Raw genomic sequence first — 21,486 nt, 5'->3', positions numbered from 1 at the left:
AAACGCCGCCCGTAATCGGGGCGGCGCAAGTGTCAGCTCGGGTCATCCAAAGCCTGAAGCCTCAGTGCTCTCCGGCTGGGCGACCAACATCCGGCCTTTGACCATCATCAGAAGGCTTGGCCCCTGCTGCGGGCTCCGAATCGTCAGCCTTGACGCCACCGGCAGAACCACTGTCATCCCAACCTTTCGGCGGGCGTGGAGTGCGGCCCTCCATGATGTCATCAATTTGGTGACGATCGATGGTTTCATACTTCATCAACGCCTGGGCCATGATATCCAGCTTATCCCGGTTATCGACCAGAATTTGCGTGGCCGTTTCGTAACAGGTATCAATGATGTTGCGAACTTCCTCATCAATACGCTGTGCCGTTTCGGGCGAATAGACAGTTTGAGCCTGTCCGGCAGAGCGGCCAAGGAACGGCTCTTCGCTGTCGGTATCGTATTGCAGCGGTCCAAGCTTCTCGGACAAACCCCAGCGGGTAACCATGTTACGAGCCAGACTGGTCGCACGCTCGATATCATTCGAAGCACCGGTGGTAACGCCGTCAAAGCCCAATGTCAGCTCTTCCGCAATACGACCACCAAACAGGCTGCAAATGGAGCTGATCAGGAAGCGTTTGCTGTGGCTGTACCTGTCTTCTTCCGGCAGGAACATTGTGACACCCAAGGCGCGGCCACGAGGGATAATGCTCACCTTGTAAACCGGGTCATGTTCAGGCGTCAGCCGACCCACAATGGCGTGACCAGATTCGTGGTAGGCCGTATTCAGCTTTTCTTTCTCGCTCATCACCATGGACTTACGCTCAGCGCCCATCATGATCTTGTCTTTCGCGAGCTCAAATTCTTCCATGGAAACCAGGCGCATATTTCTGCGCGCTGCAAAAAGCGCTGCTTCGTTGACCAGGTTCGCAAGATCTGCGCCGGAGAAGCCCGGCGTACCGCGCGCGATAAGTGCTGGCACTACGTTTTCATCCAGGGGCACCTTCTTCATATGCACCTTGAGAATCTGCTCCCGACCAATAATATCGGGCAGGCCAACAACGACTTGGCGGTCAAACCGACCTGGGCGCAACAACGCCGGATCAAGAACATCAGGGCGGTTGGTCGCAGCAATAACGATGACGCCTTCATTACCTTCGAAGCCGTCCATCTCAACCAGCAGCGCGTTCAGGGTTTGTTCACGCTCATCGTGACCACCACCCATGCCGGCACCACGATGGCGACCGACCGCATCGATTTCATCAATAAAGATGATGCAAGGGCTCTGCTTCTTGGCTTGTTCGAACATGTCACGCACACGTGATGCGCCAACACCCACGAACATCTCAACGAAGTCGGAGCCGGAGATAGAGAAGAATGGAACCTTGGCTTCACCGGCAATGGCTTTGGCCAGCAGGGTTTTACCGGTACCCGGCTGCCCCACCATCAAGACGCCTTTGGGAATACTGCCACCAAGACGCTGGAACTTGCTGGGGTCCCGAAGGAAGTCAACCAGCTCCTTAACGTCTTCTTTAGCCTCATCCACACCGGCGACGTCGGCGAACGTGGTCTTGATCTGATCTTCACTCATCAACTTCGCTTTGCTTTTGCCAAACGACATGGGGCCTTTGCCACCACCGCCGCCCTGCATCTGGCGCATGAAGAACACGAACAGTGCGATTATGATCAGAATCGGGAAAGCCGCGACCAGCAGCTGCGTCCAGAGACTCTGGCGCTCCGGTTCCTTGCCGATTACTTCTACTTGATTCGCCAGTAGATCGTCCATCAGCTTGTTATCCGCCACCTGCGGGCGAATTGTCTGGAATTGGGAACCGTCGCCACGGGTGCCCTGAATTTCCAGACCATCAATAGTGACTTTGTTGACTTGGCCCTGCTGAACCATTTCAACGAATTGGGAATAATTGACTTGCTGACCGGTGGTGGTGGGAGAGAAATTCTGAAACACCATCAACAGTACCGCGGCTATTATCAGCCAGAGAACCAGATTTTTTGCCATATCGTTCAAGGATCATCACCTGTGAATTGAAGAGCAGGCCATCGAAGGAACTACTCTTTACTGACACCTTACACCAATTATACGTCTATCCACCAGAAACGGCCTATCCGTTACGGCCACAGAAAAACGCAGCTGCGGATCAACCTGAAAGCGTTTAAGAACGCCGGATAAATCCCCATATTACTTGTATGTGGGCCTCATCTCGGAAATTACAACGCCTGCAGGGTGATCTGTATACAAGGTTGTCTGTTACAATCCGCCAATTATACGACGTTGCCAGCGAATATGCCGCTGACCTTTTGTTAATTGCACTGATAAAGAGATTACATCATGAGTCTTTCACCGGAACAGCGCCGGGAATACCGGGCCATTGCCCATCACCTGAAACCCGTCATTATTGTGGGCGACAAGGGCCTCACCGAAAACCTTCAGGAAGAACTGGAGCGCGCCCTGAACGACCACGAGCTCATCAAGATCAAAGTGGCAAGCCAGGACCGGGAAGCCCGCCAGGAAGCAATAAATGCTCTGTGCGAAGCCAGTGGCGCTGAAGTGGTGCAGACCATTGGAAAAATCGCCGTTATCATGCGCAGATCCAAGCAGCCCAACCCGAAGCTTTCCAATCTGCTGCGCCATAAAAACTGACGCCTGCAGAGCACCTGAATTAAAAAAACCGGCTATGCATAACACAGCCGGTTTTTTGCTCTCTGCGTGCTGGCAACGCCAACGCCGCTCGAATCAGATGTACTCCACCTTTTCGATTTCGTATTCCACGGTACCAGAAGGCACACGAATAGCGACTACATCGTCTTCACTCTTGCCGACCAGCGCACGAGCGATGGGTGACGAGATCGACAACTTGCCTTCCTTGATATCCGCCTCATCCTCACCGACAATCGTGTAGACCACCTGCTCATCCGTATCCATATTCAACAGATGAACCGTGGTACCGAAGATAACCCTGCCGGTATTCTCCATGGCCGTAACATCAATCACCTGAGCGGCAGATAACTTGCCTTCTATTTCCTGAATCCTGCCTTCAATAAAACTCTGCTGCTCCCGGGCAGCATGATATTCTGCGTTCTCTTTAAGGTCGCCATGCTCCCGCGCATCTGAAATTGCGGCGATAACCCGGGGACGATCCTCGGATTTCAGCTTCTGGAGCTCCGTACGAAGGCGGGTCTCACCCGCTTTTGTCATAGGTACTCTTTCACTCATAATCTTACTTCCCTGCGTGGAGGTCTTGCAGGCGGCGTACTGTGCGCTCCGGGCCAAACTTGATAGCCCGACAGAAGGCTTCGCCACCCGCCAATGTTGTTGTGTATGCTACTTTGGTCTGCAGGGCTGACTGGCGAATTTGCGCCGAATCAGACACTGCCTTGCGACCTTCAGTGGTGTTAATAATGAGCTGAACCTGTCCGTTCTTGATAGCGTCCACAATGTGAGGACGCCCTTCACCCACTTTATTTACCCGCGCTACTTCGATGCCTTCCGCGCGAAGAGCTTTTGCAGTGCCAGTCGTGGCAACAAGCTGGAAGCCAATATCGACCAGATCACGGGCAACCTGAATGGCGCCCGCCTTGTCCACGTCACGAACCGACATGAACACGGTACCGCTGGGAGGCAAACGCTCCCCGATGGCCAGCGAGGCCTTGGCAAACGCTTCATCGAAGCTGTCCCCAAGCCCCATAACCTCACCCGTGGACTTCATCTCGGGCCCAAGGATCGGGTCAACAGACGGAAACTTGTTGAACGGGAACACAGACTCTTTTACAGCGTAGTAACTCGGAACAACCTCTTCGGTAAAGCCCTGCTCTGCCAGAGAGGTGCCAGCCATAACACGCGCCGCCACCTTGGCCAGCGATACACCGATGGCTTTCGATACAAAAGGCACCGTCCGTGAAGCTCGCGGGTTAACCTCAATCACATAGATTTCATCATCCTGCCAAGCCAACTGCACGTTCATCAGGCCAACAACTTCCAGCTCAATGGCCATTTTCCTGACGGCCTCACGCATGGCGTCCTGAACCTCGGGCGGCAAGGTGTAGGGCGGCAAGGAGCACGCAGAGTCACCGGAGTGAATACCGGCCTGCTCAATATGCTGCATAATGCCACCGATGACCACATCCTTGCCGTCGCAAATGGCATCAATATCGACTTCAATGGCAGCGTTGAGGAAGTGGTCCAGCAATACCGGGCTGTCGTTGGACACCAGCACCGCACTGCGCATATAACGCACCAACTCGTCTTCACCAAAAACAATTTCCATGGCTCTGCCGCCCAACACATAAGATGGGCGAACCACCAGCGGGTAACCAATCTCGCTGGCTGCAACAATACCCTCTTCGAGGCTCCGGACGGTGGCGTTTTCCGGCTGCTTGAGACCCAGGCGCTGAATCATCTGCTGGAATCGCTCACGATCTTCTGCCCGGTCAATTGCATCCGGACTGGTTCCGATAATCGGCACACCAGCAGCTTCCAGACCCCGAGCCAGCTTCAGTGGTGTCTGGCCGCCGTACTGAACAATCACGCCTTTTGGATTCTCGACGTGGATGATTTCCAGCACGTCTTCCAAGGTAATTGGCTCAAAATACAATCTGTCGGAGGTATCGTAATCCGTTGATACCGTCTCAGGATTGCAGTTGATCATGATGGTTTCGTAGCCATCTTCACGCATGGCAAGCGCCGCGTGCACACAGCAGTAATCAAACTCAATACCCTGGCCAATGCGGTTAGGACCGCCACCAATAACCACAATTTTCTCACGATCGGTAGGCTCCGCCTCGCACTCTTCCTCATAGGTGGAGTACATGTAGGCAGTATCCGAGGCGAACTCGGCGGCACAGGTGTCCACACGCTTGTACACCGGGCGAATGTTCAGATCATGCCGTAACTTGCGCATGCTTGCTTCGGCTATGCCCAGCAGCTTCGCCAGCCGCGCGTCAGAGAAACCCTTACGCTTGAGACGGAACAGGGTGGCATGGTCGATATCCGCCTTGCCGGCGGTCTTTAACGCCTGTTCTTCACGAATAAGGTCTTCGATTTGCACCAGATACCAGGGATCAACCTTGGTGTACTCGAACACGTCATCCACACTCAACCCGGCCCGGAAAGCATCACCGATGTACCAGATACGCTCCGCACCGGGAACGCTGAGCTCTTTGGTAAGGGTTTCGCGGGAGCTTTCGGAGCTGAACTCTTCGAGCTGCTCATCGAAACCGTCTGATCCAACTTCCAGTCCACGAAGGGCTTTCTGCAGAGATTCCTGGAAAGTGCGACCAATCGCCATAACCTCACCCACAGATTTCATCTGGGTGGTCAGGCGGGCATCGGCCTGCGGGAATTTCTCAAAGGTAAACCTGGGGATCTTGGTAACAACATAATCAATACTGGGCTCGAAGGATGCCGGTGTCACGCCCCCGGTTATTTCGTTACGCAGCTCATCGAGCGTGTAGCCCACCGCCAGCTTGGCTGCCACTTTGGCAATCGGGAAGCCGGTCGCCTTGGAGGCCAGTGCGGATGAACGCGAAACCCTGGGGTTCATCTCGATAACAACCATGCGGCCAGTGTCCGGATTAATACCGAACTGTACGTTGGAGCCACCGGTTTCCACACCAATTTCACGCAGCACGGCCAGCGAGGCATCGCGCATGATCTGGTATTCCTTGTCGGTCAGCGTCTGGGCTGGTGCAACGGTGATGGAATCCCCGGTGTGAACGCCCATGGCATCGAAGTTCTCGATGGCACAGACGATAATGCAGTTGTCCGCCTTGTCGCGAACCACTTCCATCTCATACTCTTTCCAACCGATCAGCGACTCATCAATAAGCAGTTCGTTGGTAGGGGAAAGATCAAGACCACGGGTACAGATTTCTTCAAACTCGTCCCGGTTATAGGCAATACCGCCACCGGACCCACCCATAGTGAACGACGGGCGAATGATGCATGGAAAGCCAATTTCTTCAGCGACTTGCCAGGCTTCTTGCATCGTATGAGCAATGGAGGCGCGGGGGCACTCAAGGCCAATCGCTTTCATCGCCTTGTCAAAACGGCTCCGGTCTTCCGCCTTGTCAATGGTGTCGGCATTGGCGCCGATCATTTCCACGCCGTGCTCAGCCAGAACCCCGTGCTTTTCCAGATCCAGCGCACAGTTCAATGCAGTCTGACCACCCATGGTAGGCAGCAAGGCATCCGGTTTTTCTTTTTCAATGATTTTGGCGACGGTCTGCCAGGTAATCGGCTCGATGTAGGTGGCATCCGCCATCACCGGATCGGTCATGATGGTGGCCGGGTTCGAGTTAACCAGTATTACCCGGTAACCTTCCTCACGCAGGGCTTTACAGGCCTGAGCGCCAGAGTAGTCAAATTCGCACGCCTGCCCGATCACAATCGGGCCTGCGCCCAGAATCAGGATGCTTTTAATATCGGTCCGTTTTGGCATGTCTTGGTAAACCTGTCAGCAACGTTTAAATTCTTGCAGCGCAAAAAACGGCGCGTGCCTGGAATGGCGTATCTGTCCGTAAGCCGGTACTAACCCTTTCGGACGTCCATCAGACGGATAAACTCATCAAACAAGTGCGCAACATCACCGGGGCCCGGGCTCGCCTCGGGGTGCCCCTGAAAGCTGAACGCCGGCTTATCCGTGCGACGAACCCCCTGCAAAGTGCCATCGAACAGTGACTTATGGGTCACTTCGAGCACGGCAGGTAGAGAAGCTTCATCCACTGCAAATCCGTGGTTCTGGCTCGTGATCATGACGCTGCCGTTTTCAAGACGCTGAACCGGGTGGTTGGCGCCATGATGGCCGTGATTCATTTTCATGCTTTTCGCGCCACTGGCCAGCGCCAGAAGCTGGTGCCCCAGGCAGATGCCAAACACCGGAATCTCGGTTTCCAGCACGTCCTGAATCGCTTTGATCGCGTAGTCACACGGCTCAGGATCGCCCGGGCCGTTGGAGAGGAATATGCCATCCGGATTCATCGCCAGCACCTCTGATGCCGGGGTTTGCGCAGGCACAACGGTGATGTCGCAGCCCCGGGATGCGAGCATGCGCAGAATGTTGTACTTGACGCCGTAGTCCCAGGCCACAACCTTGAATTTCGATTCGCCACCTTCTGCGTAGCCCTCGCCGAGCGTCCACTCTCCCTGGGTCCACTTATAGGATTTTTCGCAGCTGACCACTTTGGCCAGGTCCATGCCTTCGAGCCCCGGGAACGCATTTGCGAGTTCTAATGCACGCTCTGCAGTGGCATCAGCACCGGCGACAATTGCGCCGCTCTGTGAGCCTTTATCTCGCAGAATGCGCGTCAGGCGCCGAGTATCTATATCGGCAATTCCTACAATGTTGCTGCTTCGCAGGTATTCGTCCAGCGCCCCGGTGCTGCGCCAGTTGCTGGCCACCAGAGGCAGGTCGCGAATAATGAGGCCGGCGGCCTGGATGCGGTCTGACTCAACATCTTCTTCATTCACTCCGGTGTTACCGATATGAGGGTAAGTCAGGGTAACGAGCTGGCGTGCGTAAGACGGATCGGTGAGTATTTCCTGGTAGCCGGTCATGGCGGTGTTGAACACCACTTCTCCGCTGGTTTCGCCGTCAGCGCCAATAGCGGTGCCGTAAAACAGGCTTCCGTCTGCGAGTGCAAGGATTGCGGGTGTGCTCAAGGCTTGTATCCTCATCGAGTGGCGTATCGGTTCGTCACGAACAGGAACGCAAGCGCAAATTCAGGTCGCAAAAAAGCGAGAGGGAGTAAAATCTCCGTCCCGCTTTTTGTTATCCGGGAACTTTTTTGTTCCCTGGGCTTTTCAAAGCCTACGCTTGGTGCAGTTAAACCGCCTTATTGTATGAAATTTGCGGTTTTGTGTCCATGCAAAATCTCACTTAGCTCAGGCACCGGCCGCGCACTGGGGTTATCTTCCGGGAAACGCTACAAGCACCCCTGCGGGGTCCGGCCAGCAATCACAGATTGCCGTCGTTCGGCTGCGCATGAAGCTTCGCTTCATAAACGCTTGCCTCACCCCTGTGCGCTTGACTCCGGCCATCCATGGCCTCCGACATTCCCGGAAGATAACCCCAGCCCGCCACCTCAGGATTGCCTAAAACTCATTTCAACGAAAGGACGTCCTGCATATCGTATAAGCCGGCAGGCTTGTCTTTCAGCCACAGAGCCGCTCGCATTGCGCCTTTGGCGAAAGTCATGCGGCTACTCGCCTTGTGAGTAATCTCAATGCGCTCGCCCTCGGTGGCGAACAGTACGGTGTGGTCGCCCACTACGTCACCGGCGCGAATGGTTTCGAAACCGATTTCCTTGCGGGTGCGTTCGCCGGTGAAGCCTTCACGGCCATAGACGGCGCACTCTTTGAGATCACGCCCAAGTGCATCAGCAACCACTTCGCCCATGCGCAGGGCGGTACCAGAAGGCGCGTCTTTTTTATGACGGTGGTGGGCTTCGATGATCTCGACGTCGTAGTCATCACCCAATGTCGCTGCCGCGGTGTGCAGGAGAGTGAGAACCACGTTCACGCCAACGCTCATATTGGGGGCAAAAACCACTGGCGCAGACTCCGCTGCGAGGGCTAACTGCTCTTTTTCGGCATCGGACAGGCCGGTGGTGCCAACAACCAGCCTTTTGCCGTTGGCTTTGCAGAATTCGGCGTTTTCCAGGGTCAGGTCCGGGAACGTGAAGTCGATGAGCACGTCGAAATCGTCTTTCACGTCGGCCAAGGTACCAGCCATCTTTACGCCGGTTTTCCCGATGCTGCTCATTTCGCCAGCATCGGCACCAATCAGGCTGCTGCCCGGCTCGACGACAGCGGCGCCCAGTTCCAGCCCTTCTGTGCCGTCAACCGCCTCAATCAGCACCTTTCCCATGCGCCCGGCGGCGCCGATGATTGCTACCCTCATGGCCTTTTCTCTCTATGAAGCTGATCAGAATTTCATTTCGTCGAAGAAGCTCTTAACACCCTCAAACCAGGACGTTTTCTTCGGCGCGTGGTTTGTGCCGCTGCTGCCATCAAGGGCGTCTTGAAACTCGTTCAACAGTTCTTTCTGCCGCTTGGTCAGATTCACCGGGGTCTCCACCGTTACGCGACACAGCAGGTCGCCGGAAGGGCCGCCTCGAACCGGGCTGACACCTTTATTCCGCAGCCGAAAGAGTTTTCCTGTCTGGGTTTCCGCAGGAATCCGGAGTTTCACGCGGCCATCCAGTGTCGGCACTTCCAATTCACCACCAAGCGCTGCATCAACAATGCTGATCGGCACTTCGCAATACAGGTTACGACCATCGCGGGTAAAGATGGAGTGCTCCCGCACCGACATCTGCACATACAGATCACCGGAAGGGCCGCCATCCACACCCATTTCGCCCTCGCCGGAGAGCCGGATACGATCACCGGTATCAACGCCCGGGGGTACTTTTACGGAGAGGGTCTTCTCTTCCTGCACCCGGCCCTGACCATGGCAGGACCTGCAAGGATTTTTGATAATCTGGCCCGCGCCCCGACATGTCGGACAAGCCTGCTGGACGGTAAAGAAACCCTGCTGCATGCGCACCTGCCCCATACCTTTACAGGTACTGCAGGCTTCCGGGCGTGAACCTTTTTCAGCGCCACTGCCGTCACAAACGTCGCACTCCCGATGCCCGGGTATTGTAATCTCGACGGTTTTTCCTTTTACCGCTTCCTCAAGGTCCAGCTCCAGTGTATAGCGCAGATCTGAGCCGCGAGTGTTGCGGCCGCGACCACCGCCGCCACCGAAAATATCGCCAAACACATCACCAAAGATGTCGGAGAAGTTACCACCTCCACCTCCGAAGCCGCCGCCGGCCTGGCCATCTACTCCGGCATGACCGAACTGATCGTAGGCCGCCCGCTTGGATTGATCCGCCAGAACTTCGTAGGCTTCGCTCGCCTCTTTAAACTTGTTCTCGGCATCTTTATCTTCCGGGTTACGGTCAGGATGGTACTTCATCGCGAGCTTTCGATACGCCCGCTTAACTTCTTTCTCATCCGCGTCCCGGGATATTCCGAGAATGTCGTAATAATCGCGCTTGGCCATGCTTTAAAACCCTGTTTTTTAAACGCGGAAAACGCGGAGTTGCTCCGCGTTTTCCAACTACCTGATGTACGTCAGATTTACTTCTTTTCGTCGTCTTTGACTTCTTCGAACTCGGCATCTACCGCGTCGTCAGCAGTCTGCGACTGAGCGTCGTCCTGACCGTCGGCCTGCTGAGCCTGGCCATCCTGATCTGCGTACATTTTCTGAGCCAGCTCACCTGAAACTTCGGTCAGCTTTTGGGTTTTGGCCTCAATGTCGTCTTTGTCAGAACCGGTCAGTGCCTCTTCCAGTTCTTTGATGGACGCTTCAATCGACTCTTTCTCGCTCTCACTAACTTTGTCGCCAGCGTCTTTCAGAGTCTTGCGCACGGCGTGAACCATGGCATCACCCTGGTTGCGGGCCTGAACCAGCTCTTCGAACTTGCGATCCTCATCGGCATTTGCCTCGGCATCACGCACCATCTTCTCGATTTCTTCGTCGTTCAGACCAGAAGAAGCCTTGATTACGATGGACTGCTCTTTACCGGTAGCCTTGTCTTTCGCAGACACATTCAGAATACCGTTGGCGTCGATGTCGAACGTCACCTCAATCTGCGGCACGCCACGCGGTGCGGGCGGAATATCTGCCAGATCAAAACGACCCAGTGACTTGTTCTGTGTCGCTTGCTTGCGCTCACCCTGAACCACGTGGATGGTTACCGCGGTCTGGCTGTCGTCTGCCGTTGAGAAGGTCTGCGATTTCTTGGTCGGAATCGTCGTGTTCTTCTCGATCAGCGGCGTTGCAACGCCACCCATGGTCTCAATGCCCAGAGACAGCGGGGTTACATCAAGCAGCAGTACGTCTTTTACATCACCGGACAGTACGGCGGCCTGAATTGCAGCGCCCATGGCAACCGCTTCGTCAGGGTTAACATCCTTGCGAGCTTCTTTACCAAAGAACTCTTTCACTTTTTCCTGAACCAGTGGCATACGGGTCTGACCACCAACCAGGATAACCTCATCGATCTCGCTGACTTTCAAACCTGAGTCCTTCAGTGCAACCTTACAGGGCTCCAGGCTGCGCTCGACCAGATCTTCTACCAGCGACTCAAGCTTCGCGCGGGTCAGCTTCACGTTCATGTGCTTGGGACCGCTGGCATCTGCAGTAACATACGGCAGGTTTACATCGGTCTGCTGGCTGCTGGAAAGTTCGATCTTGGCCTTCTCACCAGCTTCTTTCAGACGCTGCATAGCCAGAGAGTCGCCGCGCAGATCGATACCGCTATCCTTCTTGAACTGGTCGGCCAGGAATTCGATAATTTTCATATCGAAATCTTCACCACCCAGGAAGGTGTCACCGTTGGTTGCCAGCACTTCAAACTGGTGCTCGCCGTCTACATCTGCAATTTCGATGATGGAAAGGTCGAAAGTACCACCGCCCAAGTCGTATACCGCCACGGTGCGATCACCGCTCTTTTTATCCAGACCGTAGGCCAGAGCTGCAGCAGTTGGCTCGTTGATAATACGCTTTACTTCCAGACCGGCAATTCTGCCCGCGTCTTTGGTAGCCTGGCGCTGACTGTCGTTGAAGTAAGCCGGCACGGTAATAACCGCTTCGGTCACTTTCTCGCCCAGGTAATCTTCTGCGGTCTTCTTCATCTTCTTCAGAATTTCGGCAGACACCTGTGGTGGCGCCATTTTCTGACCCTTGACTTCTACCCACGCATCGCCGTTATCCGCTTCGGCAATTTTGTAAGGCACCATCTTGATATCTTTCTGAACAACGTCGTCCTTGAAACGACGTCCAATCAGACGCTTGATGGCATAGATAGTGTTGTGGGGGTTCGTCACCGCCTGGCGCTTGGCCGACTGGCCAACCAGAATTTCACTATCATCGGTATAAGCGATGATGGACGGGGTGGTGCGATCACCCTCTGCGTTCTCAATAACGCGAACTTTGTCGCCATCCATGATGGCCACACATGAGTTGGTCGTACCAAGGTCAATACCGATAATCTTGCTCATTGAGTCACTCCAGTTCTTCTGAATGCTGTACTGAATAGTTGCCCGGAAACATCTACTCCGGCTGCTGCTGTTTACAAGCTATATTGGCGCTTTAGCTGATTTTTCAAGCCTGCTCATCAATTTTTGGTGCATCCTGAGCCTTCGCTACCATCACCATTGCCGGGCGCACCACGCGACCGTTCAGCAGGTAGCCTTTTTGCACCACAGCCACCACGCTGTTCGGCTCTGCATCCGGCGCCGGAACCATAGACATCGCTTCGTGGTGCTGAGGATCGAACGGCTCGCCGATCGGGTTCAGCGGCTCAACATTGAATTTTTTCAGACTCGACTCAAGCAAACTCAGCGTCATCTCGACGCCCTGACGGATAGACGCCACAAGATCGCCGGCATTTCCCTGGTCTTCTGTGCTCTCAACCGCCTTTTCAAGGCTGTCTGCCACGGGCAACAGCTCTTTGACGAACTTCTCCAGTGCAAACTTGTGAGCCTTCTCCACGTCCATTTCTGCCCGACGACGGACATTCTGCATTTCTGCCTGAGACCGCAGCGCCTGTTCTTGAAACTCCTGCACCTGCGCTTTCAACGCGTCAAGTTCAGACGTCTCGCCCTGCTCAAGCTCCTGCTCGCCGGCTGTTTCTGCCGCCGCTTCAGCGGGCTCATTCAATTCCTCTACCTGCTCATTGCGGTTTTCGTCAGTACTCATGACTACTCCTGCCAGATCTTCGGTGGCCGGCTAAAACGCGGCCCATTAAACATAGGCTCCGGCCCCGCAGAGCCGGAAGTCTGTTATTGCGAACGGATATGGGGCTCACCGCTCAGGTTTCAACCACCAACACTTGTATTCCTGAAAAAATCCCACCCAGATGTTTGCAAAGCCGAAAATCCCTGTATATATTCACAGTCACTGTATGTACGAACAGTATATTTTGAAGAGCGGAGGTTATCTGCATGCTCACACAGCTCACGGTTTCCAATTACGCGATTGCCGAAAGGGTAGAACTGCAATTCGGCAAAGGCATGACAGCCCTCACCGGCGAAACGGGAGCGGGTAAATCCATTGTGCTGGATGCTCTCGGGCTTGCCATGGGCGGGCGCGCCGACGCCGGAGCAGTGCGCTATGGCGCCAAGCGTGCAGATATCACCGCAACCTTTGATGTCTCTGCCATCCCGGAGGCACTGCGATGGCTGGAAAGCCACGAACTGGACGACGACAACGACTGCATCCTGCGCCGTGTAATCAGTAAAGACGGGCGCTCACGGGCCTACATTAATGGCCAGCCCTGCCCGCTCGCGCACTTGAAAGATCTGGGCGGGCTACTGATGGACATTCACAGCCAGCACCAGCACCAATCTCTCCTGCGTAAGGAAACCCACCGCAAACTGATTGACGAATTCGCGCGCGCAGAAGACCTTGCCAGCGAGACCCGCGAAGCATGGCAGGCGTGGAACCAGATCCGCACAAAATTGCTCGAACGCCAGCAGAATGCAGAAGAATCTGAAGCCAAGCTGCAACTGCTGCGCTATCAGGTTGAAGAGCTTGACCGTCTTGCGCTGGAAAGCGGCGAGCAGGAGCAACTGGAACAAGAACAAGCGCAACTTAGCCAGGCCGATGCAATTCTTCACAGCAGCCATCAGGCAGCCCTGCTGTGCACCGAAGATGAAACCAATGCCGCAGGACTCTTACACCAGGCACTGCAACAGCTTGAGCAGCTGCCAGTTGAAATGCCCGCGCTGGCCGACACCATCCAGATGCTCAACGAAGCGCAAATCCAGATCAGCGAGGCTGGCGATAACCTCCGCCATTTTGTCGATGACTACGAAGCAGATCCCGCGCGCCTGACTGAAGTTGAAGACAGACTCAGCGCCATATACCAGATGGCACGCAAGCACCGTATCAGCCCCGAGGAACTCCCGGAGTTTCACAAGCGGCAAAGCGCAGAGCTGGCAGAGCTGGACGGCGGCGAGGGCAGCCTGGAGAAGTTGGAAGCGGAACTGGAAAGCCGGCGCGACGGCTTTAATGAACTCGCAGGCAAACTGTCAGGCATCCGGGCCAAAGCTGCAGGGCAGTTAGATCAGCGCATTGCCGGTGAGCTGGCCCAGCTGAGCATGCCCGCAGTTCAGTTTGTTACCCACCTGAGCCGCAACAACCAGGACGAGCCAGCACCCCACGGGCTCGAAGAAATCGAGTTTCTGGTAAGCGCCAATCCCGGGCAGCCAGCAAGACCTCTTGCCAAAGTCGCGTCCGGTGGCGAACTGTCCCGAATCAGCCTGGCGATCCAGGTAGTGGTTGCACAAACATCGACAACCCCGACCCTGATATTTGACGAAGTTGACGTGGGTATTGGCGGCGGCACCGCAGAGGTGGTTGGCAAATTACTTCGATCTCTGGGAGACAATGGCCAGGTTATCTGCGTAACTCACTTGCCGCAGGTTGCGGCCCAGTCTCACCAACATCTGTTTGTCAGCAAATTCACTCAACAGGACGCGACTTTCTCGAAAATCGAGTCTCTGGACGATCAGGGAAGAATCAGTGAAGTTGCAAGAATGTTAGGCGGCGTGGATATGACTGAACATACCATTGCCCACGCGACAGAAATGTTTTCCAAAGGACAGGCAACCCATCACTGACGTGATGGCAACCACTTCCCCCTCTCGACACTGAGAGCTATTGGGGCAGGCTTAACGGCCTGCCCCTTTTTTATGGGATTTTCGGCGCCGAGCGCTTAAGATTTTATGGGCTTAACGTAGAGAATAAGGCTGTGCTCTACTATTTCATAGCCATGCTCTTTGGCAATTTTCTGCTGACGCTCTTCTATCACGTCATCGACAAACTCAATCACCTGACCTGTCTGGGTGCAAACCATGTGATCATGATGATCTTCGCTTGCCATCTCGAATACCGCATGGCCGCCTTCAAAATTATGACGTAAAACCAGACCCGCCGTCTCAAACTGGGTCAATACCCGGTATACGGTGGCCAGACCCACATCATCACCCTGATCCAGAAGCCGCTTGTACACATCCTCGGCACTAAGATGATGATCCTTGGCGTTTTCCAGGATGTTAAAGATCTTCACTCTTGGCAGAGTTACTTTGAGACCGACTTTTCGTAGTTCGGCGTTTTCAGATGACATGTTACTATTCACTCTTTGGTGTGCCTCACGGCTTCCGGTATGATGAAGCCGCCATTTAACGGTTAACCCGTGCCACACCTGCCCTTGGCAGGCGATTTCAAGATAGAGGATTTCCTCCGGCGATGCAAAAGCTCACAGCTCTCATTCTCACTCTCATTCTGTCTGGTTGTGCTTTCCCGGGCGTTTACAAGATCAACGTCCAGCAAGGCAACATTGTTACCGAAGAAGAGCTAGCCAAGCTTAACGAAGGCATGCCACGAAGCCAGGTTCAGGCGCTGCTCGGCAGCCCTCTGATGCTGAACCCGGTTGACCCTTCCCGCGAATACTATGTGTACACTTTCCAGCGCCGCGGCGGTGATATCGAAGAACAGCGCATCATCGTTCACTACGACGCCGACCGCTACTCGCATCACGAAGCCGAGCTTCTGGAAGAAACGCCAGCCTACTGATCTGAAGCGGATTTCTTTTTGGCCCGGTTCAGGCGCGCCTGCTTCGGGTCAATCTGGAGCGGGCGATACAACTCCACCCGGTCTCCGTCGCGCAGCTCATGATCAGCGGGATTTTTAATTACCTTGCCGAATATCCCCATATCTATGGAATCTGCGTCGATTTCCGGGAAGATCGCGCAAATGCCTGACAATTTGACCGCCTCAACGGCAGTTGCACCCTCGGGCACCTGCACGGGGACGATTTCCTGCTTGTCTGGCCGGGCATACGCCACCTCAACCTGAGGCATCAGGCGCCTCCCTTGTATATGTCGTCTGCGCGACGGCAGAACGCGTCGACCATAGTGTTTGCCGCCTGATTGAATATCGGGCCAAAGGTCATGCGCGACAGCGAACCTGAAAACTCGAACTCCAGCGTCAGGATCACCTTACAGGCACTCTCATTGAGCGCCTTGAAGTGCCAGCGCCCCGTGAGATTTCGAAATGGACCGTCTACAAGGTTCATTTCAATGGCTTCTGGCATCAGTAGCTGGTTGCGCGTAGTGAGCTTATGGCGCACGCCGCCCTTGGCTATTTCCAACGACGCCATGATCTGTTCCGGGCCATCGTGGTGAATCTCGGCCCCTGCACACCAGGGAAGAAATTCCGGATAACGGGCTATGTCATTAACCAGGTGAAACATGCGCTCGGCAGAGTGCATAACCAGGGCTGTCTTATCAATCTGATGGGGCATTGGAACCGGTTGTCCTGCATACAAACACGCTTTAAAAATGATTGCAGGCGCTTATAGCGCCAATAAGGCTGCAATCAGACGCTATGATAAAGGATATCGTCGTCTTTAGGGGCATTTTCAGGGAGCGATCGCTGTTCATCGGGCTCACTTTCAGACGGCTGATCTGCTGGGAGCAACCCCCCGGGCTGCTCATCAACTCCGTCTTCGATTGCGTCTTTTGCGTCCGCCTCTGCGGCCTCAACGGGCGTCTCCCCCTCACCCCGAAAAACCATACCCGGCGCCTGCTCACACCAGAATGCCTTGCTGCCATTGTCGCAAAGGTTTGCCAATGAAGCCGCGGTGTAATGGATGCCGATATAAACAACTACCAAAGGTAACACCAGGCGCATCACCCAGAACCAGATTGTACCAAAAAGCTTCGGCGCCGTTCCGAGCATGGTTCTCGAAAGATTGCGTGTAAGACACCAACCGGTAAAAAGCGCAATGAGAATCGCCACCAGAGGAATCATCAATCCCCCGGTTGCCAGTTCCAGCCAGCGAAAAACGGTCGCCCCACCCACCCGGTATTCCGCCCACACGTTGAACGATAGCAGGGAGGCCAATCCTGCGAGCCAAACTGCCAGACCCACCAATACAACAGACAAGCCCCTAGGCGCGCCTGTCCATTCGCGAAACCAGCCAACAACCGGCTCCAGCAAAGCCAGCGCGGTCGACCATACGATCATTACCACCATAAGAAAGACCGTCGCGATAACGAACTGGCTTACAGGGAGCTGCGCAAGCGTAACCGGAAGCGAGACAAACAGAAGACTGAACCCGCGCTCGCCATCAAAAATATGGCTTTCCGTAGCCATGGAAAAAATCATCAACCCGGCCAGAATCGCCACCAATGTATCCATCAATACGGCGGCCAGAATGGATCGCTTCAGGCGTGTATCCGGCGTGGTATAGGCACCCAGAACAGCCCACACCCCCATTCCAAGACCAAGCGTGAAGAACGCATGGAATAGCGCGGCTCTTAAAGAGGCCCAAGTGAGATCTTCCGGGTGCATCTCAAGAATCTGACTGATCGCGCCATCAATCCTGCCGTGCCAGGCGGCAAGCCCAAACAACGCGAGCATAAGTAAAAGCGTGCCTGGCACCACAATTCTGAAGGCCCGCTCAAGCCCCCCAACCACACCTTGCCCGGACACCCAAAGCACCATGGCCAAAAAAAACGCATGCCAACCCATAAACTCGCGAAACGCTCTCGGGTCAGAAACAAGCCCGGCCAACACATCGGTGGCCTCTACTTGGCTCGCGCCCGAAAACCGGCCTAAAGCACCGAAAAAAACATAAGCCAGTGCGATGGCACCAAATACCGCAGAAAACGACAACACAACAAAGGCAGCCAGCACGCTTAACCGGCCCGCTGCCATCCAGACTCTTGAGCTTTTCGCACTGCGTATCAACCCATCCATCGCCAGCACGATGCCATGGCGAGCGTAGCGGCCAATCGAAGCTTCGGTAACCATCAGGGGCAAAGTGACCAGTAACAGACACCCGAGATAAAGCAAAATAAACAAGCCACCACCGTGCAGGCTTGCCAGATAGGGAAACTGCCAAAGATTGGCCAGACCCACAGTTGCGCCTACTGCAGCCCAGAAAAAGGTTGATTTTCGGGTAAACGACCCGATATGTGTCTGATACGGCGTAGGCATTTGCGCCCCTGAAAGAGTCTGGTCAGATAGTGTAGCCGAAGGACTCGATTACATACGAACCTGCAACGCCTTCGGCGGCCATTTCGTGACCAATCTGGCACTCCTGGGCTACAATGCGCGTTTTGCCGACCTGAGTCTGGTCGGCCCGTTCACTCGTCCGAACCCGGATAACTGATTCATGAGCAAGAAAAAAGCCGGTACGCCAAGCGGTACCATCGCCCTTAACAAGAAGGCGAAGCACGAATACCATATAGAAGAACGCTTTGAAGCGGGGATGGTTTTGCTCGGCTGGGAAGTGAAATCACTGCGAGCTGGCAAAGCACAGATCACCGACGCCTATGTTCTGCTGAAAGGCGGCGAGGCGTTCCTGCTGGGCGGGCACTTTGAGCCACTTACCACGGCGTCCACCCACGTTATTGCTGACCCCACCCGAACCCGCAAACTGCTGCTGCACGCCAAAGAGCTGGCAAAGCTGATCGGGGAAACGAGTCAGGCCGGACAAACCTGTGTACCTCTGGCGTTGTACTGGAAAAAGAACAAAGTGAAGTGCGAAATCGCCCTGGTGAAAGGCAAGAAGCTGTTCGACAAGCGCGCTACGGAGAAAGAACGCGACTGGGACCGCCAAAAGCAGCGCATCCTGCGTGAAGGAAATGCCTGACCGGTAGCCATTACAAGCGGCAATTTTTCTGACCCGAGTCATGGGCGAACTTCACCTTGTGTAGCATACTCTTCCTCTATGCGCCGTTTTCTACCCTGCTTATACTGCCGGGTTACGGCACACCTCAGAGGGAGGGGTTATGTCACCCAAGCGGATTCCGATGGCGGCTGTTGATCGCTCGTGGTTGCGTATGGACACCCCAAGCAATCCGATGATGATCTCAACGGTTCTGGTATTTGACAAACCCATTGCCCTCAACCGGCTGAGACACCTCCTTAATGATCGTTTCCTTCGCTTTCAAAGGTTCCGCCAGAGGGTTGTCGATGAAGGTGACAAGGTTTACTGGCAAGACGACCCTCTCTTCAATATCGACAACCACCTGCACCGGATTGCACTTCCGGGAAAAGCCGGTCAAGCAGAGCTTCAGGCCTTGACGAGCGATTTCAACAGCACATCTCTGGATCTGCGACACCCCCTTTGGCAAGTTCACTATATTGATAACTACGATGGCGGCTGTGCACTTCTGATCCGCATCCATCACTGCATTGCCGATGGTATTTCGCTGGTGCGAGTACTTCTCTCCCTGACCGACAAGACGCCGGAGCCCCGCAAGCAAACTACGCTTCCGCCCCGGCCTCGGCAGCAAAACAAATCCTCAACCATCAGCAAGTTTTTGCACCGCGCTCTGGATACTACTGAGACTGCAACGCACCAGGCCAGGCTGTTTATTCAATCCGTGCGTGAAGAACCCAACTACCCTTTGAAGCTGATTAGCACTGCCAGCGGCGTTGCTGCGGACCTGCTCAAACTGGGGCTCTCACCTTTCGAGCCGAAAACCTGCCTGAAAAGCCCGCTCTCAGGGCGCAAACAAGTTGCCTGGGCGGAACCGCTGGACCTGGCGGAAGTAAAAGCCTGCGCGAAAGCGCTGGGCGGTACCATCAACGACGCACTGCTCTGCGCGGCGACGGGTGCGCTGCACAGGCACTTCAAAGCGAGCAAGGAAGTTATTCCGGAGTGTGGTATCCGCGTCGCGGTGCCCTTCAACCTTCGGCCGCTCAACCAACCCATCGAAACCCTGGGAAACCAGTTTGGCCTGGTTCTGGTATGCCTGCCCGTGGAAATCGCTGACCCGGTAATGTGCTTCCGACAGGTTCAGGAAAACATGACCCGCCTCAAACAGTCCTATCAGGCTCAGGTTACCTACAGCCTGCTCGACCTGTTTGGGCGGGGCCCGGATATTCTGGAACGGAGAGCGCTGGATTTACTGAGCAACAAAGCCTCAGCAGTACTCACCAACGTGCCCGGGCCCAAGGAGCCGGTATATCTGGCCGGCAGCAAACTGATACAACCCATGTTCTGGGTTCCACAAAGTGGCAATATCGGTATTGGCATGAGCATTTTCAGCTACGCTGGCACCGTGCAATTCGGCATTACGGTAGACAAAGCCATTCACGCAGACCCGAATGCCGTGATGGGCTACTTCCGCGAAAGCTTCGAAGCCTTACGCCATGCGGCATTAGCGGGCCGGCACGAGAATATAAAGCGCCAGGCAAGCTGAAATACTGAGCCTTGCATGCTTGCCTTTGAGAAACAGCAACAAAGAAGCCTTGAAGTTAAGCGAGGCGCCCACATATACTGTGAGTAAGGGGACGACATGGCTTCGACGCTGGTGGCGAACCCTTGGGTGCATGTCGAGATGGCAGCCAATCTCGTTAATCCAAAGCTGCAACGCAATAGTCGCAAACGACGAAAACTACTCACTAGCAGCGTAAGCTGCTAGTCGTCCTGACTGGGTCGCCCGTAGCCCAGAGCTACATCTCAGGACGTCATCGCTTACGGGATGCTCCGTTATACAGAGTTCACTGTCTAACGGCTAAGATTTAAAGAACTCGCCTTTTGCACCCTGGCCTTCGGGTCGCAAGAGGTTAAATCAATAGAAGGACACAAGCATGTAGATCTCAAGGCACAGTGCTGGCGGACGCGGGTTCAATTCCCGCCGTCTCCACCAAACGACAAAAAGCCGCCCTCGGGCGGCTTTTTTAATGCCTGAAATAGTATCCTAAAGCTGCGCTTTCATTAGGCTCTATAGGGCCAAGGAGATTCTCAAATGTCGATACTCATTACAGGCGCCAACCGTGGCATAGGCAGCGCCTTAGCAGTGGAGTGGCAAAAGGCAGGAAAAAAGGTCATACAAACGGCCCGAAACTCCCCGGGCATGGAGCCGCTCGATGTCGCCGATCCCGCCAGCATCAAGCAATTTGCACAGCGTCTGGATGGGCGCCCAATCTCCACTCTGGTCTGCAATGCCGGCGTTTCTCTGGATAAATCCGACGATCTGGAAACGGGGTACGCACCGGAAGACTGGGCGCAATCTTTTGCCGTTAATGTAACCGGTGTCTTCCTGATGGTTCAGGCGATGCTGCCAAACCTACGGGCCAGCCAAGACGCCAGCGGGGTCGCGAAAATCGCCATCATTGCCAGCCAGATGGGATCACAGAACTCACCGGTCGGTGACCGGCTAATGTACCGCGCATCCAAAGCAGCAGCCATTAACCTGGGGCGGAACCTGGCAGTGAGTCTTGAAAGTGAAGGCATAGCGGTCGGCATCTATCATCCGGGATGGGTGGCCACAGACATGGGAGGCGACTCAGCGGAGCTGACCCTCGAAGAGGCCATACCAGGGCTGCGGAAACAGATCGATGAGCTCAGATTATCCGAGACCGGTTGCTTTAAATCCTGGGACGGTACCAACTGCGAGTTGTAAGCGCC

Annotated in this window: 18 protein-coding genes and 1 other RNA gene; 7 read left to right on the top strand and 12 right to left on the bottom strand. The window is 54.9% G+C overall.

Going from position 1 to position 21,486, the window contains the following annotated elements:
* Positions 1-61: 61 nt before the first annotated feature.
* A complete protein-coding gene (gene ftsH / locus FFI90_RS10030) occupies positions 62-2,005 on the bottom strand; it encodes an ATP-dependent zinc metalloprotease FtsH (protein ID WP_222120504.1) in 1,944 nt (647 codons plus the stop codon).
* Between the two features lie 321 nt (positions 2,006-2,326).
* Between ftsH and yhbY the strand changes: the two genes are divergently transcribed.
* A complete protein-coding gene (gene yhbY, locus FFI90_RS10025; RefSeq protein ID WP_144777876.1) occupies positions 2,327-2,638 on the top strand; it encodes a ribosome assembly RNA-binding protein YhbY in 312 nt (103 codons plus the stop codon).
* 93 nt (positions 2,639-2,731) lie between these two features.
* On the opposite strand, the gene greA is transcribed toward yhbY, so the two are convergent.
* From greA to grpE, 7 genes are all read right to left on the bottom strand, one after another.
* The gene (gene greA / locus FFI90_RS10020) at positions 2,732-3,211 is read right to left on the bottom strand and encodes a transcription elongation factor GreA (protein WP_144777875.1); all 480 of its coding nucleotides are present in this window, start codon (positions 3,209-3,211) and stop codon (positions 2,732-2,734) included.
* A 4-nt stretch (positions 3,212-3,215) separates the two neighbouring features.
* Positions 3,216-6,434: a carbamoyl-phosphate synthase large subunit gene (gene carB / locus FFI90_RS10015; RefSeq protein ID WP_144777874.1), complete on the bottom strand. Its 3,219-nt coding sequence runs from the start codon at positions 6,432-6,434 to the stop codon at positions 3,216-3,218.
* A gap of 89 nt (positions 6,435-6,523) precedes the next feature.
* Positions 6,524-7,654, bottom strand: a complete 1,131-nt coding sequence (gene carA / locus FFI90_RS10010) for a glutamine-hydrolyzing carbamoyl-phosphate synthase small subunit (RefSeq protein ID WP_144777873.1) — start codon at positions 7,652-7,654, stop codon at positions 6,524-6,526.
* Between the two features lie 439 nt (positions 7,655-8,093).
* Positions 8,094-8,894 carry a 4-hydroxy-tetrahydrodipicolinate reductase gene (gene dapB, locus FFI90_RS10005; protein WP_144777872.1) on the bottom strand — a complete coding sequence of 267 codons (801 nt, stop codon included), beginning with the start codon at positions 8,892-8,894 and terminating at the stop codon, positions 8,094-8,096.
* Between the two features lie 24 nt (positions 8,895-8,918).
* The gene (gene dnaJ, locus FFI90_RS10000; protein ID WP_144777871.1) at positions 8,919-10,046 is read right to left on the bottom strand and encodes a molecular chaperone DnaJ; all 1,128 of its coding nucleotides are present in this window, start codon (positions 10,044-10,046) and stop codon (positions 8,919-8,921) included.
* A gap of 77 nt (positions 10,047-10,123) precedes the next feature.
* Positions 10,124-12,049: a molecular chaperone DnaK gene (dnaK, locus tag FFI90_RS09995; RefSeq protein ID WP_144777870.1), complete on the bottom strand. Its 1,926-nt coding sequence runs from the start codon at positions 12,047-12,049 to the stop codon at positions 10,124-10,126.
* 103 nt (positions 12,050-12,152) lie between these two features.
* The gene (gene grpE / locus FFI90_RS09990) at positions 12,153-12,749 is read right to left on the bottom strand and encodes a nucleotide exchange factor GrpE (protein ID WP_144777869.1); all 597 of its coding nucleotides are present in this window, start codon (positions 12,747-12,749) and stop codon (positions 12,153-12,155) included.
* Between the two features lie 245 nt (positions 12,750-12,994).
* Between grpE and recN the strand changes: the two genes are divergently transcribed.
* Complete coding sequence (gene recN, locus FFI90_RS09985) at positions 12,995-14,674, top strand: DNA repair protein RecN (protein WP_144777868.1); 1,680 nt, start codon at positions 12,995-12,997, stop codon at positions 14,672-14,674.
* 95 nt (positions 14,675-14,769) lie between these two features.
* On the opposite strand, the gene fur is transcribed toward recN, so the two are convergent.
* Positions 14,770-15,180 carry a ferric iron uptake transcriptional regulator gene (gene fur / locus FFI90_RS09980; RefSeq protein ID WP_144777867.1) on the bottom strand — a complete coding sequence of 137 codons (411 nt, stop codon included), beginning with the start codon at positions 15,178-15,180 and terminating at the stop codon, positions 14,770-14,772.
* Between the two features lie 122 nt (positions 15,181-15,302).
* Here fur and FFI90_RS09975 point away from each other — a divergent pair, with 122 nt between their 5' ends.
* Positions 15,303-15,629, top strand: a complete 327-nt coding sequence (locus tag FFI90_RS09975) for an outer membrane protein assembly factor BamE (RefSeq protein ID WP_144777866.1) — start codon at positions 15,303-15,305, stop codon at positions 15,627-15,629.
* On the opposite strand, the gene FFI90_RS09970 is transcribed toward FFI90_RS09975, so the two are convergent.
* The 3 genes from FFI90_RS09970 to FFI90_RS09960 form a co-directional block, all read right to left on the bottom strand.
* Positions 15,623-15,916, bottom strand: coding sequence for an RnfH family protein (locus tag FFI90_RS09970; protein ID WP_144777865.1), 294 nt, complete (start codon positions 15,914-15,916; stop codon positions 15,623-15,625). The genes FFI90_RS09975 and FFI90_RS09970 overlap by 7 nt on opposite strands.
* Positions 15,916-16,359: a type II toxin-antitoxin system RatA family toxin gene (locus tag FFI90_RS09965; protein WP_144777864.1), complete on the bottom strand. Its 444-nt coding sequence runs from the start codon at positions 16,357-16,359 to the stop codon at positions 15,916-15,918. Before FFI90_RS09965 ends, FFI90_RS09970 begins: the two co-directional genes overlap by 1 nt.
* A 74-nt stretch (positions 16,360-16,433) precedes the next feature.
* A complete protein-coding gene (locus FFI90_RS09960) occupies positions 16,434-18,059 on the bottom strand; it encodes a sodium-dependent transporter (protein ID WP_144777863.1) in 1,626 nt (541 codons plus the stop codon).
* A gap of 178 nt (positions 18,060-18,237) precedes the next feature.
* Between FFI90_RS09960 and smpB the strand changes: the two genes are divergently transcribed.
* The 4 genes from smpB (at position 18,238) to FFI90_RS09940 (ending at position 21,481) form a co-directional block, all read left to right on the top strand.
* Positions 18,238-18,717, top strand: a complete 480-nt coding sequence (gene smpB, locus FFI90_RS09955) for an SsrA-binding protein SmpB (protein ID WP_144777862.1) — start codon at positions 18,238-18,240, stop codon at positions 18,715-18,717.
* Positions 18,718-18,856: 139 nt separating this feature from the next.
* A complete protein-coding gene (locus FFI90_RS09950) occupies positions 18,857-20,275 on the top strand; it encodes a WS/DGAT/MGAT family O-acyltransferase (RefSeq protein ID WP_144777861.1) in 1,419 nt (472 codons plus the stop codon).
* Positions 20,276-20,362: 87 nt separating this feature from the next.
* Positions 20,363-20,725, top strand: a transfer-messenger RNA (tmRNA) gene (ssrA, locus tag FFI90_RS09945).
* A 99-nt stretch (positions 20,726-20,824) separates the two neighbouring features.
* Positions 20,825-21,481: an SDR family NAD(P)-dependent oxidoreductase gene (locus tag FFI90_RS09940; protein ID WP_144777860.1), complete on the top strand. Its 657-nt coding sequence runs from the start codon at positions 20,825-20,827 to the stop codon at positions 21,479-21,481.
* Positions 21,482-21,486 lie beyond the last annotated feature (5 nt).

The organism is Marinobacter maritimus (assembly GCF_007671675.1).
Lineage (GTDB): Bacteria > Pseudomonadota > Gammaproteobacteria > Pseudomonadales > Oleiphilaceae > Marinobacter > Marinobacter maritimus.
This window is presented reverse-complemented; position numbering and strand designations above follow the sequence as displayed.

What these genes read in the sequence shown, in the direction of transcription:
- FFI90_RS09950 (WP_144777861.1), top strand. Translation starts at nt 18,857, where the DNA reads ATGTCACCCAAGCGGATTCCGATGGCGGCTGTTGATCGCTCGTGGTTG.
- grpE (WP_144777869.1), bottom strand. Translation starts at nt 12,749, where the DNA reads ATGAGTACTGACGAAAACCGCAATGAGCAGGTAGAGGAATTGAATGAG.
- dnaK (WP_144777870.1), bottom strand. Translation starts at nt 12,049, where the DNA reads ATGAGCAAGATTATCGGTATTGACCTTGGTACGACCAACTCATGTGTG.
- recN (WP_144777868.1), top strand. Translation starts at nt 12,995, where the DNA reads ATGCTCACACAGCTCACGGTTTCCAATTACGCGATTGCCGAAAGGGTA.
- FFI90_RS09960 (WP_144777863.1), bottom strand. Translation starts at nt 18,059, where the DNA reads ATGCCTACGCCGTATCAGACACATATCGGGTCGTTTACCCGAAAATCA.
- yhbY (WP_144777876.1), top strand. Translation starts at nt 2,327, where the DNA reads ATGAGTCTTTCACCGGAACAGCGCCGGGAATACCGGGCCATTGCCCAT.
- FFI90_RS09970 (WP_144777865.1), bottom strand. Translation starts at nt 15,916, where the DNA reads ATGCCTCAGGTTGAGGTGGCGTATGCCCGGCCAGACAAGCAGGAAATC.
- greA (WP_144777875.1), bottom strand. Translation starts at nt 3,211, where the DNA reads ATGAGTGAAAGAGTACCTATGACAAAAGCGGGTGAGACCCGCCTTCGT.
- carB (WP_144777874.1), bottom strand. Translation starts at nt 6,434, where the DNA reads ATGCCAAAACGGACCGATATTAAAAGCATCCTGATTCTGGGCGCAGGC.
- FFI90_RS09975 (WP_144777866.1), top strand. Translation starts at nt 15,303, where the DNA reads ATGCAAAAGCTCACAGCTCTCATTCTCACTCTCATTCTGTCTGGTTGT.
- FFI90_RS09965 (WP_144777864.1), bottom strand. Translation starts at nt 16,359, where the DNA reads ATGCCCCATCAGATTGATAAGACAGCCCTGGTTATGCACTCTGCCGAG.
- fur (WP_144777867.1), bottom strand. Translation starts at nt 15,180, where the DNA reads ATGTCATCTGAAAACGCCGAACTACGAAAAGTCGGTCTCAAAGTAACT.
- dnaJ (WP_144777871.1), bottom strand. Translation starts at nt 10,046, where the DNA reads ATGGCCAAGCGCGATTATTACGACATTCTCGGAATATCCCGGGACGCG.
- smpB (WP_144777862.1), top strand. Translation starts at nt 18,238, where the DNA reads ATGAGCAAGAAAAAAGCCGGTACGCCAAGCGGTACCATCGCCCTTAAC.
- dapB (WP_144777872.1), bottom strand. Translation starts at nt 8,894, where the DNA reads ATGAGGGTAGCAATCATCGGCGCCGCCGGGCGCATGGGAAAGGTGCTG.
- FFI90_RS09940 (WP_144777860.1), top strand. Translation starts at nt 20,825, where the DNA reads ATGTCGATACTCATTACAGGCGCCAACCGTGGCATAGGCAGCGCCTTA.